The organism is Haloterrigena sp. H1, assembly GCF_005938085.1.
GTDB lineage: Archaea > Halobacteriota > Halobacteria > Halobacteriales > Natrialbaceae > Natrinema.
This window is the reverse complement of record NZ_SMZK01000002.1, coordinates 486,039-502,888: the sequence shown is the minus strand read 5'-3', so window position 1 is coordinate 502,888 and position 16,850 is coordinate 486,039. Positions and strand designations below refer to the sequence as shown.

The 16,850-nt window shown below is 54.7% G+C and carries 20 protein-coding genes and 2 pseudogenes; 8 read left to right on the top strand and 14 right to left on the bottom strand.

Features of this window, described 5'->3' with window-relative positions; translation table 11 throughout:
- Positions 1–287: 287 nt before the first annotated feature.
- The 3 genes from E2L06_RS17795 to E2L06_RS17785 form a co-directional block, all read right to left on the bottom strand.
- Complete coding sequence (locus E2L06_RS17795; RefSeq protein WP_138782952.1) at positions 288–473, bottom strand: hypothetical protein; 186 nt, start codon at positions 471–473, stop codon at positions 288–290.
- Positions 470–820 carry a HalOD1 output domain-containing protein gene (locus E2L06_RS17790; protein ID WP_138782951.1) on the bottom strand — a complete coding sequence of 117 codons (351 nt, stop codon included), beginning with the start codon at positions 818–820 and terminating at the stop codon, positions 470–472. Before E2L06_RS17790 ends, E2L06_RS17795 begins: the two co-directional genes overlap by 4 nt.
- Before the next feature lie 84 nt (positions 821–904).
- The gene (locus E2L06_RS17785) at positions 905–1,549 is read right to left on the bottom strand and encodes a helix-turn-helix domain-containing protein (protein ID WP_138782950.1); all 645 of its coding nucleotides are present in this window, start codon (positions 1,547–1,549) and stop codon (positions 905–907) included.
- Between the two features lie 240 nt (positions 1,550–1,789).
- Here E2L06_RS17785 and E2L06_RS17780 point away from each other — a divergent pair, with 240 nt between their 5' ends.
- Both E2L06_RS17780 and E2L06_RS22520 read left to right on the top strand, forming a co-directional pair.
- Positions 1,790–2,455, top strand: coding sequence for a helix-turn-helix domain-containing protein (locus E2L06_RS17780; protein ID WP_138782949.1), 666 nt, complete (start codon positions 1,790–1,792; stop codon positions 2,453–2,455).
- A gap of 58 nt (positions 2,456–2,513) precedes the next feature.
- Positions 2,514–2,921, top strand: coding sequence for a hypothetical protein (locus E2L06_RS22520; RefSeq protein WP_249361501.1), 408 nt, complete (start codon positions 2,514–2,516; stop codon positions 2,919–2,921).
- On the opposite strand, the pseudogene E2L06_RS17770 reads toward E2L06_RS22520, so the two are convergent.
- Positions 2,918–3,251, bottom strand: a pseudogene (locus E2L06_RS17770) (restriction endonuclease); the annotation flags it as partial. The gene E2L06_RS22520 and the pseudogene E2L06_RS17770 overlap by 4 nt on opposite strands.
- 50 nt (positions 3,252–3,301) lie before the next feature.
- Here E2L06_RS17770 and E2L06_RS22920 point away from each other — a divergent pair.
- From E2L06_RS22920 to E2L06_RS17755, 3 genes and pseudogenes are all read left to right on the top strand, one after another.
- A pseudogene (locus E2L06_RS22920) lies at positions 3,302–3,654 on the top strand (ATP-binding protein); the annotation flags it as partial.
- A 71-nt stretch (positions 3,655–3,725) separates the two neighbouring features.
- Entirely contained in the window at positions 3,726–4,028 is a 303-nt protein-coding gene (locus E2L06_RS17760) for a ribbon-helix-helix protein, CopG family (protein WP_138782948.1), read from the top strand.
- A gap of 6 nt (positions 4,029–4,034) precedes the next feature.
- Positions 4,035–4,526 carry a hypothetical protein gene (locus E2L06_RS17755; RefSeq protein ID WP_138782947.1) on the top strand — a complete coding sequence of 164 codons (492 nt, stop codon included), beginning with the start codon at positions 4,035–4,037 and terminating at the stop codon, positions 4,524–4,526.
- Here E2L06_RS17755 and E2L06_RS17750 read toward each other — a convergent pair whose 3' ends face one another.
- The 5 genes from E2L06_RS17750 to E2L06_RS17730 all read right to left on the bottom strand — a co-directional run bounded on the left by E2L06_RS17750 (position 4,527) and on the right by E2L06_RS17730 (position 8,511).
- A complete protein-coding gene (locus tag E2L06_RS17750; protein ID WP_138782946.1) occupies positions 4,527–4,799 on the bottom strand; it encodes a hypothetical protein in 273 nt (90 codons plus the stop codon).
- A gap of 167 nt (positions 4,800–4,966) precedes the next feature.
- The gene (locus tag E2L06_RS17745) at positions 4,967–5,743 is read right to left on the bottom strand and encodes a CPBP family intramembrane glutamic endopeptidase (RefSeq protein ID WP_171052425.1); all 777 of its coding nucleotides are present in this window, start codon (positions 5,741–5,743) and stop codon (positions 4,967–4,969) included.
- A gap of 124 nt (positions 5,744–5,867) precedes the next feature.
- Positions 5,868–6,671 carry a hypothetical protein gene (locus E2L06_RS17740; RefSeq protein ID WP_138782944.1) on the bottom strand — a complete coding sequence of 268 codons (804 nt, stop codon included), beginning with the start codon at positions 6,669–6,671 and terminating at the stop codon, positions 5,868–5,870.
- Positions 6,668–7,543 (bottom strand): ABC transporter ATP-binding protein, encoded by an 876-nt coding sequence (locus E2L06_RS17735; RefSeq protein ID WP_171052424.1) that lies wholly within the window; start codon positions 7,541–7,543, stop codon positions 6,668–6,670. Before E2L06_RS17735 ends, E2L06_RS17740 begins: the two co-directional genes overlap by 4 nt.
- A gap of 95 nt (positions 7,544–7,638) precedes the next feature.
- Positions 7,639–8,511, bottom strand: coding sequence for a CPBP family intramembrane glutamic endopeptidase (locus tag E2L06_RS17730; RefSeq protein WP_249361500.1), 873 nt, complete (start codon positions 8,509–8,511; stop codon positions 7,639–7,641).
- A 155-nt stretch (positions 8,512–8,666) separates the two neighbouring features.
- Between E2L06_RS17730 and E2L06_RS17725 the strand changes: the two genes are divergently transcribed.
- A complete protein-coding gene (locus tag E2L06_RS17725; protein ID WP_171052423.1) occupies positions 8,667–9,035 on the top strand; it encodes a helix-turn-helix transcriptional regulator in 369 nt (122 codons plus the stop codon).
- Positions 9,036–9,813: 778 nt separating this feature from the next.
- On the opposite strand, the gene E2L06_RS17720 is transcribed toward E2L06_RS17725, so the two are convergent.
- Complete coding sequence (locus tag E2L06_RS17720) at positions 9,814–11,157, bottom strand: ISH6 family transposase (protein WP_138782832.1); 1,344 nt, start codon at positions 11,155–11,157, stop codon at positions 9,814–9,816.
- Between the two features lie 149 nt (positions 11,158–11,306).
- Between E2L06_RS17720 and E2L06_RS17715 the strand changes: the two genes are divergently transcribed.
- Positions 11,307–12,227 (top strand): helix-turn-helix transcriptional regulator, encoded by a 921-nt coding sequence (locus E2L06_RS17715; protein ID WP_138782941.1) that lies wholly within the window; start codon positions 11,307–11,309, stop codon positions 12,225–12,227.
- A gap of 35 nt (positions 12,228–12,262) precedes the next feature.
- On the opposite strand, the gene E2L06_RS17710 is transcribed toward E2L06_RS17715, so the two are convergent.
- Positions 12,263–13,126 carry a polymer-forming cytoskeletal protein gene (locus tag E2L06_RS17710; protein WP_138782940.1) on the bottom strand — a complete coding sequence of 288 codons (864 nt, stop codon included), beginning with the start codon at positions 13,124–13,126 and terminating at the stop codon, positions 12,263–12,265.
- Complete coding sequence (locus E2L06_RS17705) at positions 13,123–14,400, bottom strand: MFS transporter (protein WP_138782939.1); 1,278 nt, start codon at positions 14,398–14,400, stop codon at positions 13,123–13,125. The genes E2L06_RS17710 and E2L06_RS17705 overlap by 4 nt, the downstream gene beginning before the upstream one ends.
- A gap of 527 nt (positions 14,401–14,927) precedes the next feature.
- Between E2L06_RS17705 and E2L06_RS22080 the strand changes: the two genes are divergently transcribed.
- The gene (locus E2L06_RS22080; protein WP_171052422.1) at positions 14,928–15,065 is read left to right on the top strand and encodes a hypothetical protein; all 138 of its coding nucleotides are present in this window, start codon (positions 14,928–14,930) and stop codon (positions 15,063–15,065) included.
- Between the two features lie 200 nt (positions 15,066–15,265).
- On the opposite strand, the gene E2L06_RS17695 is transcribed toward E2L06_RS22080, so the two are convergent.
- Together E2L06_RS17695 and E2L06_RS17690 are read right to left on the bottom strand one after the other, a co-directional pair.
- Positions 15,266–15,712, bottom strand: a complete 447-nt coding sequence (locus E2L06_RS17695) for a peptidylprolyl isomerase (protein ID WP_394348750.1) — start codon at positions 15,710–15,712, stop codon at positions 15,266–15,268.
- Positions 15,713–16,508: 796 nt separating this feature from the next.
- Positions 16,509–16,781, bottom strand: coding sequence for a PadR family transcriptional regulator (locus tag E2L06_RS17690; protein ID WP_138782936.1), 273 nt, complete (start codon positions 16,779–16,781; stop codon positions 16,509–16,511).
- Positions 16,782–16,850: the final 69 nt, after the last annotated feature.

Here is a 16,850-nt window from a genome sequence, read left to right as displayed (position 1 = left end):
TCCTACCAGCTATGGATGATGTTCGTAGCGTCGTGCAATTCTCAGGGCGCATATTCAGCAGCAAAGCGATTACAGTTCCAGATTACTTGTCATTATCGTCAGCGATCTGTTCGAGAAATCGAAGTACCTCGTCGAATCTCAGTCCTCGCTATACCTCGTCTTCGAACCTGCCGAACTCGACAAGTTCCATATCCGTTAATTCGGGGAGTAGAACGTGATGGAGTTCGTAACAGAGTTTCTGTCCCACGGGCCTGTTATCTGCTACGACCGGTTACCCTCGTCGTCGGTCACTCCGAACGCCCGTTCTTTTCGACTTCCGTGACGATCACGTCCCAGTCAGGATGTTCGACCCCATTCCGACATTCGAATCCGCCTTCCACATCGATTCCACTCTCGTAGGCCCTGCGAAGGAGGGCTTTCAGCTCCACGTTCAATTCCTTCTTGGACGTAAGCGAGGCCTCCTCAGAAGTCATCTTCCCACGTCCCTTTCGTACTTCTCCGCTGTGAGTTCCTGTTCTGGTGTGATGGTGATCACACCGTAGCTGTGTACGGTTATCGCGTGCCCCTCGTGCGTGAATGTCACGTGGGAATCTCCGTTCGTCCCGTTTCGAACGCGGACGAGCGCATCTAATTCGTCGGGGTCAACAGTAGAATGGAGCGGGTCGAGTTCAACCGGATCAGTCCCCATTAGGTCCGCCAGCGTTGCGATAACAGCCATGCTCGCAGGTGTCTTCTCTTGATCGAACTGGGTGCGAGCAGTCCCAGATTCCTGAGAGTACTCAACCGCTTCAACTCCAACCCCAGATACCGTTGCGTCCATCTTGCCTGATTCTAGCCGTCTGAGTCGGTTCAATAGGGGTACTGATTATACAGGTGGTTTATAACGTAGTGTCTCTCCGAATGATCACAACGAACTGCTGAGCGTAGCTCCAATGAGGCGTCGATGCCCACGTCGAAGGCGTGAGGAAAGCGACTGCTGGGTGATGTCGAGCTCGTCAGCGATCTCTTCGAGCGACGCCTCGCGCGGGGTGTTGAAATACCCTCGCTGGTATGCTAATACCAACGCCTCGCGCTGCATCTCGGTTAACTCGTAGCCCTCTCCCTGGATCGGAAGCATGGCGTGGACGGCGGTGATCGCTATCGGAATGTCGTTTTTCTGGCAGTACTCTCGAAAATCAGCGATTGCCTCCTGGCTCTCGCCACGCACCTCGAATCGCCACTCGTCTTTCGTTCCGATTCCAGAGAGCACGACGACGTTGGCCTTGGCCAGCGCATTCAGGATGCCAAAGTACTCTTGTTCCCACTCGGCACGCATGAGATACTCGTCTTCGATGCTATCGACCAGTCGGATGTTGCTTACGCCGGCGTGTTCTTCGAACGCAGCTTCGATGTCCTCCGTTTCCGCACCGCGTACCCAGAAGTACGGGATAATCAGCGTCTCGTGTGGAATAAGCCGCTCCAGTTCGACCGTCACTCCCGGCAAGTTCTCGAACACACTCCCCAGTGGAAACTCCTCTACTGGACTCGTAAACTCCATCACAGTCGCCATGGTAAGCCTTCGTCTAGCAGGAAGATAACCGGCACGGGTGATGTACCATAGCTTCGAGAAGAGACAACACACGGTTGTTTTATCGTTATCGTGCCTTCTACAGGCTGAGTAGGGCGAATGCCTCGGGGCTTGTCCCCGAGGTACTTCACGAATAGGCAGTCCTCGTCGAATTCCGAGAAGCCATGGTGTACCATGTCATCTCCTTTTGTACGACCAAGCAATCTAGTCTCACAAGCGAGCATGAGTGTGATAACGGAGATTCGGATCCCGTCCGATGATTTCGAACTCGGACAAATCCTCAGTCTAGAGCAAGCGTCGGCCATCGAGCTTGAAACGCTCGTCCCGAGTGGGGACGTGACCGTGCCGCTCTTCTGGGTCTACGAACCGGTCGAAGACGGCTTTCTCGATACCGTCGAACGCTATCCAACTGTCAACAGCGTCACGAAGGTGGACGTGTTCGAAGACCGGACGTTGATCAGGCTCGAATGGGATGCGAGCCAGGACCACCTTTTTCGATGCATCTTGGAACACGACGGGCAAATACTGAGTGCGACTGGATCACCAGAAGGGTGGAATTTCGAGATGCGATTCTCAGACCGCGAGACATTGAGTCAGTGCCAGGACTGTTGTGAGGACGCGCACATCACCCTGAAGCTAACCCGTATATACAATCCGACGGACCCTGAGGCCGGTCCGTGGTACGGCTTGAGTGGGCCCCAACGAGAAGCGCTTACGCTTGCCGTTCGAATGGGATACTACGACATTCCACGCGGCTGTACGACTGCGGAGTTAGCCGACGAACTCGGGATTTCCGATCAGGCAGTAACGGAGCGACTGCGTCGTGCCATCGGTACGTTCGGGAGGTACGCATTTCTCACTCCCGAGTCAGCGGCGCAAGTGGACTGACTGTTTCCATGATACACCATGGGACAGAACCAGCCAGTTGGACCCACACTATGTGAGTATGGAAGAGAATCGAGATCTGGGAACACGTGATATTCAGTCAATTGATGCGGTTTCCGATTCTTCAGGGTGTGAGAGACCGATCTCCCCCGATACGATTCTGTCGGCAGTAGCGAACGAACACCGACGCGCCATCCTCGACGCGTTGGACAACGCATCCGAGAAGACACTGGAATACGATGTGCTTGTAGATCGCGTTGCAGACCGGGTTCGAGACGAAGACGCGAAATGGGAGTCAGACGAACACCGACAACGCGTCCGGATCGCACTTCATCATACCCATCTTCCAAAACTGGACGAGGCTCGGATAATCGACTATGAGGGTGAAACGGATAATATCCGGTTTATTGGCGGTGAACTAGAACAGAAGATCCTGACGCTGGTCGAACCGTACGATGTCCACGAATAGGGATTGCCGTTCTGCTCGAGGTGGTCGGCGTACTCTTGGGCGGGACTGGTAAACCGACCTGTCGTGACGACCATTCCGCGCTTGGGTCCGTCGAAGTCAAACGTCGCAATGGCCGAATGAAGTTTCTGTATGACCGGCCGTCCGACAGTCCCTGTATGCTTACACTCGACAACAATCGCTCCTCGAGTCGACGATCTCTTCCATCAGAATGTCCCGACCTCCATCAGCCGTTTTTGCGACCTGCTGGACGTTTTCGTAACCGAGGTTTCGGAAGACGTCTTCCATCAGATCCTCGAACTCGAACCCAGAGAAATCATTCAAGACTGCCATTTCGGAGATATCCAGAACACATTACTCAATTGGTAAATATGTTCTGAGTCGCTCGAGTGCTCACACGGGAGCTTGGGATTGACCGAGAGGTGTACTACGGCGAGGCGAGTGCCGATGCCTGGACCGATGGCAGGACGTATATCGTGATCACCGACTCGGCCGTGACGAGTCGCCAGCGTGCCGTCTGGATGCACGATCTGTATCTCGTGATGTTACACGAAGCCGCTCATGAAACCTCGAGTCGGGATCGACCCTCGCACGGACATCACTTTGAGAGTACGTATCGGTCGCTCGTGAGGATCCAGATAATCGAAGTTCGTTCGCGAAGCTTGTCCAGCAAGTCGTTGACGAGGGATTCGAGTCTGTGTTCGAGGGATACGAGGTCACACTGGGATTCGAGTGATTAACAACCGAGGTCGTCTTGAGGGGCAATTTTATTTATCTGTGGGTACACTGTATGTACAGAGGAGAACTATGGGAACGACTCGAGTAAACTTCCGGATTCCAGATGAATTAGTCGAGAAGGCCGATGTCGCAGCGAAGATCACCCACAAGAATCGGACGGAGATTGTGACTGAGGCACTTCGATCCTATCTAGACGAAATCGAAGACGAGGACGCGTTCAATGAAGAGATCGTCGAGCTATATCTTGAAGACGAGATCAGTTTTGATGTCCTCAAAACGTTTATTGGTCGCCAAGACGCCGAAGCGGTTCGTACCTCAAAAGCCGTTCTTGACCAAGGTGAGGATCTCGCCGACGAGCTTGCGGGGCTGTAGCTGGCAATGATTGTTGCCGATACGAGTACACTTATTTCGTTAGCCACAGCCGAGGTAGTTGACCTTGTCTTCGCTGAGTTCGAGGTTCACACGACGAGTGTGATTATGCAAGAACTCGAAGAGACAGCTGAGTACGACGATCTACATGGACAGGCAGGTCAGAATGTGCTCGAGCAGCAGGCGCAATTCTCTGTTCACACCGTTGATGGAGAACAATTTGAGTCATCAACGATCGATCAGGGGGAGGCAAGTTGTATTAGGTTGGAAGAGCAGCTTGAACCTGCATTTCTTTTGACCGACGACCTCCGAGCACTCCCAGAGATTCAGAATCTCACAACTGCCAAGGTCGCACTCTCGCCAATTGTACTCCGGGCGCTCGTCAAGCGGGGCGTACTTGAACCAAAGAACGCTCAGAATAGACTCGAACAGATTGCCAAGACCCGGGACTGGCTTGGTGCGCCGATCTACCGTCGTGCAAGACAGCTCCTTGACGAATAGCTAACACTGCTCTTCTGGGGATGTAACCCGAAGTTCGTCTTCGACTTCGTAGAAGTAGCCCCGTTCAAGGAGCCGCGTCAGTGCGTACTCGACGTCCCGTTGCTCGAGCGCTAACTCTGCATCAGAGATCAGCACGTCAACGGCGTTATCGTAGTCGATCAGCGGAACACTGTCTTCTCCTGCATCTGGTTGACATGCCTGCGTACACAGCCGGTCGTAGCACTCGAGAATCCACTCCGGAAGTGGTGGCCGTGGATCTGTGACGCGAGCCATTGCAGTTCTGTCTGGTTGTTTCGGTAGTCATCCGCTTAACAGTACCCGTCGAATACGGCGTTGATTCTGAACTCGCAGTTGCAGCACTCGAGATCGGGAGATCAAAATAAAGGCCTGATCTAATATTAGCAAGTTGAAAATTTTTGTATTTTTTCGGAGGGAATATCTCAAACGAGCTCCGAGAGGCGGACGCGAGTCTTCGCTGCGAGGTTAGTCGGACCATAGTAGACGATCAAACCGATCGCAACGGCTGCGACCAGCACCGCGTACGATCCGTATCCGGCGGCCGTCCTCAGTCCGGCGACGCCGGCCAGGAAGAACATTCCCGCAGGGTTGAGGCTGGCGTGGTACAACCACGGGATCAGGAGGCTTCCCGAGGTATTGTAGAGCCAGCCAAGCACGACTGCTGTGGCGACCACAGCAACGGCGTACGGGACCATGGGAACCCCGGCCTGGGAGCTCTCTGGCACGTAGAACAGCGGGACGTGCCAGACGAACCAGACGACGCCGACGAGCAGGCTGGCCGACAACGCCGAGACACCATCCTGGAGAGCTGGCTGTGCGAGACCGCGCCAGCCAAGCTCCTCTTGACCACCACCGAGGAAGAACGTCAGCCCGAGGGCTAACGGAAACATCCACAGAGACGCTAGTTCGTCGAGTGCGAACGACGAGTCAAAGACGCTCACATAGACGACGCTCCCGGCGACGATAAACAGCGGTGGCACGGCAAGTGCGATGGCGTACCACCGGATCGGGATACGGTAGCGCAGGTTCGAGCGGAGCCACCCACGGATGCTCCGTCCAGTGAATCGGAGTGTAATCAGAGCCCCGACGAACGGACCAAACCCGCCGAGTATGATCAGGGGAACAGTCAGCGACGACGGGGCCAGCCCGACCAGGAGCGGGGTCCACAGACCCCAGGAGAACGCGAACGTACTCGCCACGAAAATACCGAACGTCCACCAGTGTCCCGTGTCCGATGACGCCGTGCGTATGTCGGTGCCAACACTGCCAATTTCGCCTTCGTTTTCAGAACTCATGGGTGTGGTGTTCCTTGGTCAAACTCACCTACAGGAGCGTCTTTACGTCGAGCCACTGTCTGACGCTAACCCAGCCGATCCCGACCGCTGCCAGCGAGACGGCAATTCCACCGACCGAGAGCAGGAGCGGGTCGATCGAGGGGACCGCCGTAGGTAGCACGACGAGCGAAACAGCCGGCAGGATGCCAACCAGTATAAGGAGATTGCCGGGTTCCGTCCCGTTGATCGGCGTGTCCGGAAACCGGAGGTAAACGACGACCGCGAGGAACGTCGCCCATAGCGCCAGCGGGATTGGTGTCAGCAGACCGGTGCCGAGAAGACGGGCCGTGTTCATTGTCAACGACACATCGAGCCACACGAGAACGAGCACCGACCCGCCGAAGGCGATCGCTATCAACACGCTGATCATCAGCAGCGCGAGGACGAACGACCCGACAACCAACGCAACGAACACCTCCCGCTCACGGTAAGGTCCGCTCAAGAGAAGCTCCAGTTCACCGGCAGCTAACCGTTGTCCAACGCCGGTTTGGGTAACGAGCACCGATAGAACCGCCCCGATCATAGCGACGAAATACGGCCCTTGAATAATGAGCATTGCGAGGAGGAGCGCCGCGTCGCTGTCCACACCGGTGAAGTAGAGATCGGCCTGAGCAGCGAGTGCCTCGCGGGTCGTCCCCGTAAGCACGCCGGGAGAGACGGCAGTGACCCCGAGCAGACTCAGGAAGAGTAGGCCGGTTCCAACCGGGAAGGCAAACAGCCGCCAGCCGCGTCCGCGGAGCTCACTCCAGACGATGGCTCTCGCAAGGGTCCACCAGCCCGGCGTTGCGCTCATTCAGTCATCATCTCCTCGTCCTCGGTCAACTTACTATACAGATCTTCGAGAGTTGCTTCCTCCTCGTGGACGGCTTCGATAGCGGCGCCATGCTCGACGAGCGACGCGATGAGCTCACTCACGGACTGCTCTGTCGGGAGTGTCACAATCCAACCATCTCGCACATCACGCGCCTCGACTCCGACTCTGTCGAATATCTCGGACCTCACGTCGGCCTCGATACGGATCTCCCGCGATCCCTCCCCTTTGAGCCTTCCGACGAGTTCCTCTTTCGGCCCAGAGGCAACGACCGTTCCGTTTTTGATAACCACGAGTTCGTCGGCAAGGAGTTCGGCCTCGTAGAGGTTATGTGTCAAGTAACACAAGGTTCGACCCTCCGAAGCAAGCCCGTCCAACTGGTCCCGGAGCGCCCTTGCTGCACTAGGATCCAGTCCAGTTGTTGGTTCGTCGAGAAACAACACTCGCGGGTCGCTGAGCAATAGCCGGGTGATCGTCACTCGCTGGCGTTGACCCCGACTCAGATCCGTCGCGGCTCGGTCAAGGAGGCTCTCGACGTCCATCGTGGCGGTCGTCTGCTCGATTCGTTCCGCCCGGGTCTGTGCATCGAGACTGAGTACCCGTCCCCAGTAGTCGAGGTTCTCACGAACCGTTAGCTGGCCGTTCAGGGGTGTGCCGTGCGGCAAGTAGCCGATTTGAGTCTTCACAGACGGATCCGAAACGGGGTTCGTCCCGTCGATCGTCACCTCGCCGTTGTCTGGCGGGAGAACGCCGGCCCCGACGCGGAACAGCGTCGTTTTGCCCGATCCGTTCGGCCCTAGGACAACGTTAAACCCTGGATCAAATGTTATCGAGAGCCCGTCCAGCGCCGTCACGTCGCCGTAAGAGAGTCGAGCGTCGTCGATCTCGCACGGTTACAGTCCCTCCATCGTTTGATTGCAGTTGTGCTGTCGGTGCGGTGCATTCGCGCTCATCGGTTCTCTCCTTTGAGGTGAGCTACTCCCGGTATCTCCCCACGAGTGAGGGATTCCCGACCGAAGTACGCCACGATAGCGAGGACGACGAGTAGTTGTACCCCCAATTGTGTTGCCGTGACTGTTGCGACGGCGGTCTCGTCGATGATACCATCGACAACGAGTACGTCCGGAGCCAGCGGGAGGAGCACGTCGGCGGTGTTCACCATGGCGTGGAAGACCATCACGATCAGCACGCTGCCCGTATTATTGTAGCCCCAAGCAAGGATGACGGACAGGAGGATGATACCGATAACCCAGCCGATCTGATTGGCAAGCGTGAATCCAGAATGGGGGGTGAACGGGATGACGAAGTAGGGCAGGTGCCAGCCCGCCCAGACCACTCCGATAATTAGGCTCGCCGTCAGCGCACTGTACCGATCGTTCAGATAGGGTTGTGCAAACCCTCGCCACCCTGGTTCCTCATTCAACCCACCGCTGACCGTGAGTCCGAAGAGGAAGACAATGGCGACAAGGACGGGAGACTGGAGGGGTTGATCGAGATCGACCGGACCGCCGATAGCCACGAGAACGACTGTGGTGACCGCGACGATAGCAACCGGTAGCCCAAAGGCAGCGACCCACCAGGGCCAGCCGACCCGCCACCGGATGATCTGGCGAGCCCACGCCCGGATGTCGTCGCCTCGCAACCATGTAATCACCCCCGCACTCACCGGTGGTCCGAAGCTGCCAATGTAGATGAGGATCCACGCGGTCCAGCTTTCCTCCATGATCAGGGCCGGAGACGAGACGATCCACGTGAAGGCGTATGCGCCTACGAAGAACGCTGCGACTGGATGCTCTTCGATCCAGGGTATCTGACTGCTCATCATAATGAGGATAGTTAGACTACGCTGATAAACATATCGTTTGTATAACATTTTGTCGGACAAATCACGTTACTGTGTTTGAGTCCACTTATTGACACGGGTGGGTAGGGGATCGCACCGAAAACACGTCCTCAGTATGCTTCCTACTATTGGCAGTGGGTCAAGACATTTCGAACGCCGAGGACGCGTTTTCCGTGTTGGGGAGCCGCCTCCGGGTTCAGATATTGGAGGCGCTCGCGGACGGTTCCGATCAGGAACCGTTGTCGTTCACGGAACTGTACGAGGCGGTCGATAGCTCAAACACGTCGCAGTTTTCCTACCATTTGAAGGAACTCACTGGTCGGTACGTACAGCAGACTGCCTTCGGAGACCCACTTGGCGAACCTACGCAAGAAATCGTTGCCGCCGTCCTGCTACTCGTCGCCTTCGTACTGTTGGGCACAGCGGGTGCTGAAAAGTGTCCGGCGAACCGTGCACTGGGTCGGAGCACCTACGACGAACGTCGTCACGAAGACCGACCGTGACAGACGGCCAGAACACCGCACCATCGATGAGAACGCGGTATCGACGTTTTCCGGGAATTCTCAGTAGATACGTCAACAACGAGAACGTCTTCGTGAGAACCGTCGCGTTCTGGGGACTCTGTGCGATCGGCTCTGTTGAAATCCTCCGCTGGTGATAGATTAGAGGGTCGAACTTCGCTAAGTACAGAGGGAGAACCAAACGATTCACATCAAGGACAGGTAACGTGGTTGTATGACCGACCGTACCGAGAGACTCCTCGCTGTTCTAGTCATCCTGATGGCCTTGTTGGTAGTTGCTCAAACGACTGTTGTCCCACGAAACCGATTACTGAGTACGATAGGAATTTTCTTTGGAGCCATTGCCATTGTATTCGCACTTACCGAATTTCTGAAAACGTTCTAACTGACCGTCTGAATCGATACGCTCGCAATCCCACTTACCGGCTATTTCACCAGGAAAAGTATCTAACTAATAGGATTTCAACAGAGCCAACAGGCACTGTTTCCAGTTGCGCGACTGCCTCGGCAGCTTGTTCCTGTGTTAACCCCAACTCAAGCAGATACGCTGTGTAGTCCGCGATAAACGACACACTTGGAAGGGCGGTTCCGACACCTATCCTCTTCACATCATTTAAACAGAGCCGAAAAGATCTTGACTTAACGATCAGCGACGGCATATGCTAAGTGTAATGCGATCCACTGGTAGTTGTTGGTGTCTGAATTAACCGTCGCAATTCGAAAACGAGACCACAAGAAATCGGTCCCGTCCCAAACTCGTCTAGAGTTCGCCTCTGGTAGCGTCAACTGACACCTCCATTGTGATGGCTGTTTTGGCTGATCGCTCGAGCAGTTCGTCGGCGAACGCCGCGAACTGCTCGGGATCGGCATACTGCACCAAATTCAACCAGAGAAGCGACTCTAACCCTGCTTCTGACCACTGCATCCATTGATTCTTACACCGCTTCGAAACTTCACCCATGGCTCGTTCGACCACGTTTGACGTCCACGGAACCTGCTGTTGATCAAGCGCGAGTTCCGCGAACGTCACGGTTGCTTCTGCCCATTCCTGGAGGTACGCCGTAGCTTTCGGGGAGTCTTGACGCTCTAACCTCCAGGCTTCCTTCCCGAGATTCTCGAGCGTTTGGTCGATCCGCTCGCGGATCGCCAAACGCTCATTCCTCGGTGCATGGAGTGCGACAGAGTTCTTCAGATGGAACAGATCATCCGTAACGCCAGAGACGATCGCTTTCCGCTCGGAGAGCGGAAACGCATCGTCTTTCCAGAGCTTGTACCCGAGCGTTCGACCGACGTGAACGAGATCGAGCTGGTGAGATCGGTCACCACTCTCGAACGCATCGACAAGTGCCTTTTCGGCGTCACTGACGACCGTGGCGTCGTCAGTGACCGCCTCAGTCTCTTCGAGGGCTTCTGCTGTTTCATCCCAGGGTTCGTTGACGTTGACGTCTAAGAGTGTGGTTTCTGTGTCGTCACCCTCGGCCGTCTGCCCGAGGGTGACGTTGACATCATGGTAGGTGCAGTGATCCTGCTGGCTATGACACTTCGTTCCGTCAGGAACGACAGTGTCTGCATTCGTCCCAGGAAGCCGATTACGAACGAAGTCACCGAGCTTGCTGCCGTATTCACGGACTCGGCGGTTGACCGTCGTGATCGAGGGCATGGGAGTGAAGCCGTCGCCGTGGGCGACGGCATCACGATAGCTGAGCGAAGTAGCGAGTTCGGCAGCTTGGAGCGAGATATCTTCTTGATAGATGCGCTGGCCGTCGAAGTCGATGAGATCCTCGAGCGGACGGAAATAGGTCGGGTTGCCGTCGGTGGCAGCAGTGTCTTTGACGTGGTGGAGGGTGAATTCGTGTTCTCCTGCGGTTGTCACCGCGGTTCGTGTGGAGGTTCCAGCGCGCTGGAAACGGCAGTCGCCGTTTCCGCGTGCGTGTTTCTCACCACAGTACGCCTCGACGAGGCGCTCGTCGAGGCTTCTGACGAGCTCCTCGAGGATAGTGGCCTCAAGCTGAATCTCGGTAAGAGATTCAGCGAGCGTGGCGAGCGGTAGCGTTTTGTCTTGGGCGATGCTAACTGCGAACCGCACGTTGATTTCGGCGTGCATGGGTCACTTCGGGCTGGATACCAGAGGTGACCCTGCTTCCACAGGAGTCAGTTACGACTCTAGACGAGTTTGAGACACGACCAAGAAATCCACGACTTGGAACTGATCCCTAAAAAACCGATTCGAGGGAGTCAGACGCTCTTATTTCGATGGAAGTACAGACGGACAGTAGTAGATTGAACATGGTAGTAGATCAGAACGCTCACATCGATCAGGAAGTGGTCGATGCCATCAGTGCACTCGGAAATTCCAAACGGCTTGAAATATTACTTGCGTTGGATAAAGTGGAGGAAGAACATCAGAAACCGTGGCATACGATGACTTTTACGGAACTGTATGGCGCAGTAGACGTGGATAGTTCGTCCCAATTTTCGTATCATTTGGATCAACTCGTCGGACAATTCGTCAGTGAAACGCCCGATGGATACCGGCTTACGTATAGTGGGAACAAAATCGTTCGTACGGTCGTCTCCGATGTGTACGAAAGTACTTCAGCATTCGAAGACAGCGAAGTCGCCGGTGCCTGTTTGTTCTGTGAAGAGACATCACTTCTAGCAACGCTTGATGCCGAACAATTCCGTATTCGCTGCACCTCGTGTGACGCGATTCTCGTAACCGATTTTTTTCCTAAGAGTCAAACGCGTGGCCGGACGACTGAAGAGATCATCGAAAGTTTTGGCTACCGCATCTGGAGTATGTACATCCAGTTACGAGGGGATGTATGCCCGGAGTGTTTTGGCCGCGTCGATACGGCTGTTGACGTGTACGAGCACGATGGAAAAACGATTCACCTCCACGTTAGCTCGTGTCGTGAGTGTCAACATATAATCACCATACCAATTGAAGTGACTGTTGCGTTTCACCCAGCAGTTCTCTACCTATTATGGGAACACGGCATTTCGCTACTTGACGTGCCACTGTGGGAATTTTTCGAGTTCATCACGTCCGATGTGATTGTAACGGATATCGTCTCCGATGATCCGTTTGTAGCTACTTTCGAAATCACGCTGGATGATGAGGTGATTCGTCTCAAAATGGACGATACAGAAACAGTTTCAATTGGACTGTGAGGAGACGGTCTACCTACTGCCAGTTACTCTCAACGTCACTCCGGAAGCGATACCGGTTCGAACTCTTGTAACCCGAAGTACGTCAGTACGACAGCACCCAGTCCCGTCAGGAGAAGCCCGCCCCCGATCAGGTCCCCGAGAATCGGAATCACTCCGATTACCTGTAACAATACCATGATACAAACGACTCCGAAACCGGTCGCCAGTCCCACTCGTGGGGTGTTCAGCTGTTGACCAGCGAGATATCCCAGTGCGATGATTCCGTAAGCAATTATCAACAAGCCGATTAGAAGACCGAGTATGCTTACAGGGAGGAGGATCAGGGTGAACGCCATGAAGACGAACACGGAGAGGAACGTTACGGAGAGGAGTGCTCCCACGGTGAGGCTGATCAGTGGATGATCTTTCGCGGCTGCCCCGACATTATCGAGCAGTAGTTCATGTTTTCGGGAGAGCAACGCTCCCACAACCGCTAGTATCAACGTCGTCAGCACGGTCGGCGTATACGCGGCGATCGGGCCGGGTTCGGAGGATTCAAACGCGACAGTGGTCCGCTCCATAATGGTTGCTTCGGTAGACAGTTCCTCGCTTCCACCAATGTGCTGGAGTTCTCCATCGATCGTTGCACCGTCCTCGACGACGAGTGATCCGGAGAGTTGCGTCACGTCACCTTCGACTGTTCCATGGACCCGGAGCTCGCCACCGATAACGTAGACCGGACCGGACACCGCTTCGTCGGCCGGCACCGTGACCGTCGCATCCCCGACGATCAACGCGCCTCGGTGCTCGGTTATCTCGTGGTCTCCTTCAATAACGAACTCGGTGGTCTCGACGTCTGCTCCACCCGCCGAGATCATGAGTAGCACGATTATCAAGAGCGGGATGAGTTCCAGATTCATGGCGTCGTCCCTCCACGAGCCAATTCAACCATCCGATGCACGTATAGCAGCACCGGCAGTGCGACGACGAACAGCAGTGCCAGCGCGTTCACGTACGTCAGATGGTTCAGCAATGAGAGTCCGACCCCCTCGGAGTACAGCGCTAGCGAGGTACTCAAGAAGGTTGCCAGCCACCCCGCTATCCCGACACCGAGGGCCGTGTGCGTGCCAATGGTCTCGGGCGTGGAGAGATCCGGCCAGAGTGCAAAGTTGAGCGTCGTGTAGAAACTGACGGCGAGCACGTAGAACATCGGCAGTACCAGTGGTGGGGTATCACCCGTTCCAAACTGGATATGGAAGACGTACAGGAGGTGCGTGAACGCGAACAGCCCGAACACCCAGAAGAACAGCCAATTTCGGTCGAAGTTCGTGTAGATGACGCCAGCGGCGAGCGCCCCAATGACGTGCAAGACAGCGATAAACAACCGGACGCTCAGGTCGGGGGATTGCCAAGACGTGTAGATGTACTGTGGCGTCTCGATGATCCGGAGAAAGCCCAGGCTATCGATGAAGAAGACGCCAAACATCAGTAGGATCGGCCCCCAGAACGCGAAACTGACCGTTCGAACCGGTATCGGTCGGCAGAATCGGCCAGTTCCGAACGTGTCGCGTTCGTGTTGACTAGCGAGGCTATCAGCGAATCGGAACCGCTTGACTGAGAGAACGGCGAGAACGAAGACAGCTGGAACCATCATTGCACTCATGACGAGACTGAACTCGTCGATTCGCCACTCAATTGGATACAGGGCCGCGACGAAGAACGACAATCCTGCCACGATGGCAGCGACGTATCCGCGATCTCTCACGGGAACGAAATCGAGCATGAAGCTGAAGGACACCGGAATTCCGACGCCGAGCGCCATCGAACAGACGATCACCCATAGTACAAACTGTTCGATCGTACTCACGTGTGGGGCAGCGATCGTTAGAAGCAGTTGGACGAAAATGACCAGAAAGAGCAACCGGAACTTCACGTACAGGTCAGTGCTCCATCCACGCCGATCCATCAGGACGCCGCTGACGACGGCTGCGACGAGGGTGAGCAGCGCAAGTATAGCCATCACTATCGACACGTCCCTGGGGGACATACCGATCTTCTGCGTTCCGAGATCGGTCAACCCCAGTTGGACGAACGTGAGGTTGTAATAGTACCCTGCCGTGAGCGCAGACACGTAGATCAGATATCCAGTGATGGGGATCCACTGGCGCTCACGGACAAACTCGAAGAGCTTCATAGAGTGTTGTAATCCTCAATCTGGCATAAATATTGTCTCCTATTCTACATATTGGCAGCAATGTAACTCAAATATGTTTGAGGTCTTTTTGTGTATCCGTCACGGAGCAGTAGAATCCACTTTCTCCACTGTACGCCGATGAATAGTTTTTCGATACTAGTACTCCAGGGTGTCATAGAACAGTTCTCATACCCATCATTAGACACCTCGACAAATGGTAAGTACAGCTGAGCGATGTATCGCAATAGAGTCCGACCCATAAGTCAACTGATAAAAAGCGTGCAACATCCAGAGGATGAAGTCAGCAGATAGGAGTTCCAATCACTCGGTCGGCTTAGCCTCCGTCACGGGTTAGTGGAGAATGCGTCAAGTGTGGAATTGAGATGGTGTCGTACCTGCAGGCCTGTGCGGAACCGGGCGAGTACGTCTGACTGATGGGTTGAGCATGCGAGTATAGCCAGCCCACCGCCCCCAACTGGGATGATCGGTTGTTGTGGCTTGTGCGGTGCATGGCGACAACTCGGACAGTGAACTCCGCCGGCCGGACGGTGGTTGAGAAGTTCGGCGCAATCTTCAGTAGCGAGGCCGCAGAGAGAACAGAACTCTTCGAGGTGGTTGTCACACCCGACGAGTGGAATAGTGAATTGGTCAAGAAGCAGGAATGAGATGCTTTCTCTTCCCGGTGACTGTAGAGCAGACTCACAAGCAGTGCATTGAATTGATTGATCCCTATTGGGAGAATCTGCCGGTGACTGGAGAGTATTTCTCTTGTCCATAATCAAGGCACACTTCCGGTTGGTAGGCCAAGCCAGTAAGTTGCGGGAATGATGCTTATATCGCTCTGCTGGAAATGCCTCGCTCGAACTCAGTTGACGTCGATGATTTCGACTTCGAACGTCAGCGTTTCGCCGGCGAGACGAGGGTTGAAATCCACTCGGACAACCTCCTCATCGACGTGGACAACCTCGCCTTGGCTGCCGTTCTGGGCCTCAAGATAGGAGCCCTCTTCAGGCGTCTGGCCGCCGAGCATCTCTCGGAGCTCCTCGGTTTCAAACTCCTGAATATTATCGTCGCTGGGCTCACCGTAGGCCTTCTCCGGCGGGATCGTCAGGGTTTCAGTCTCCCCAGCCTCTAAGCCGATCAGTCCCTTCTCCATTCCCTCGATAACCTGCTCGTCACCGATATTAACCGTCAGCGGCGCGTACTCCCGGTCGGGCTGGGCCTCGGCGAGGCCCGTCTCCTTGGCGACGGATTTCCGGGAGGTATCGAACACTGTTTCATCGTCAAGTCGCCCTGTGTACTCAAGCGTCACAGAATCGCCAGTATCTATCGTCATACAAGTAGAAAGTGTGCCACACGGAAAGTCTATTGCATCAAGAGATAGCAGTCACGCTCGTTCTGAGTAGGGTCCACCTCTCCTAAGAGGCACGGCGTCACCGACGTGTCCGCGAGGTTGTCCTCGCGCTCGAGCGCAACAAGCGTCTCGCAGTGCGGAGAGTAGTCTATTTTAGTGACCTATCCGTATACCACGGCTGCGAACTTATTGCTACACTATTGCAGTGAGTGTCCATTTAGCGTTCTAAACTCGGCCTGATATAGGATACTCATCCAGAAGTGCTATCTTTCTTACCTCCTTTAATTACCTAAGGAGATGTGTAGACAGAACTATCCTGCTTGCTCCCCTCCTTTAGGACATGAATCCTCATCTCTCTTACCACGACAGCGATAGTCCAGAAGATCAGAAATCGATGCTGTTCTGCTGGGAGTGTGACTATGCAGACTCTGTTGAGGGTAATTGGGTTCTCCAGACTCAAGATGACTATATCCAGTATGTGTGTCCACAGTGTGATACCGTTCTTACTGAACGTCCATGTTCGACAAGTACCCCTGTCTTTCGCAGACGCCCAGCTGAACACATGGTTACTGCGTGGCAACATTTATTCCAGGCATCGATAGAACTCTGGAACATGCCATTTGAGAATGAGGCAGTCATGACTACTACGCCAACAGATTCCCGCAGTTGTGGCTGATATAACTTCTCAGCCCACATCTTATAATTACTGGTTTAAGGAAACAAAGGAATGATCAAGGGCGATTCCGCTCTCAATTCAGTCGACGTACTGGGATTCCCACTCACGGCGATCCTCAATCGCTTGTTCTCCCTCGTCTGTAATCGAGTAATAGTTTGTGCGCCTATCGAGTTGTCCTTTCTCGACAAGGTCCTTATTCACGACCGTATCGAGATTGGGATACAGCCGACCATGATTGATCTCCGAACTGTAGTACTGCTCGATCTCGTCTTTGACGTCCTGTCCAGATGGCTGGTCAGCGCCCGCGATCACGTACAGCAAGTCTCGTTGGAATCCTGTGAGGTCGTCCATGGCCCAACCATTCAGGCGAGATGATATTTGTTATTTCACACGTACGTAACTGTAAGCCCATCCAACTAG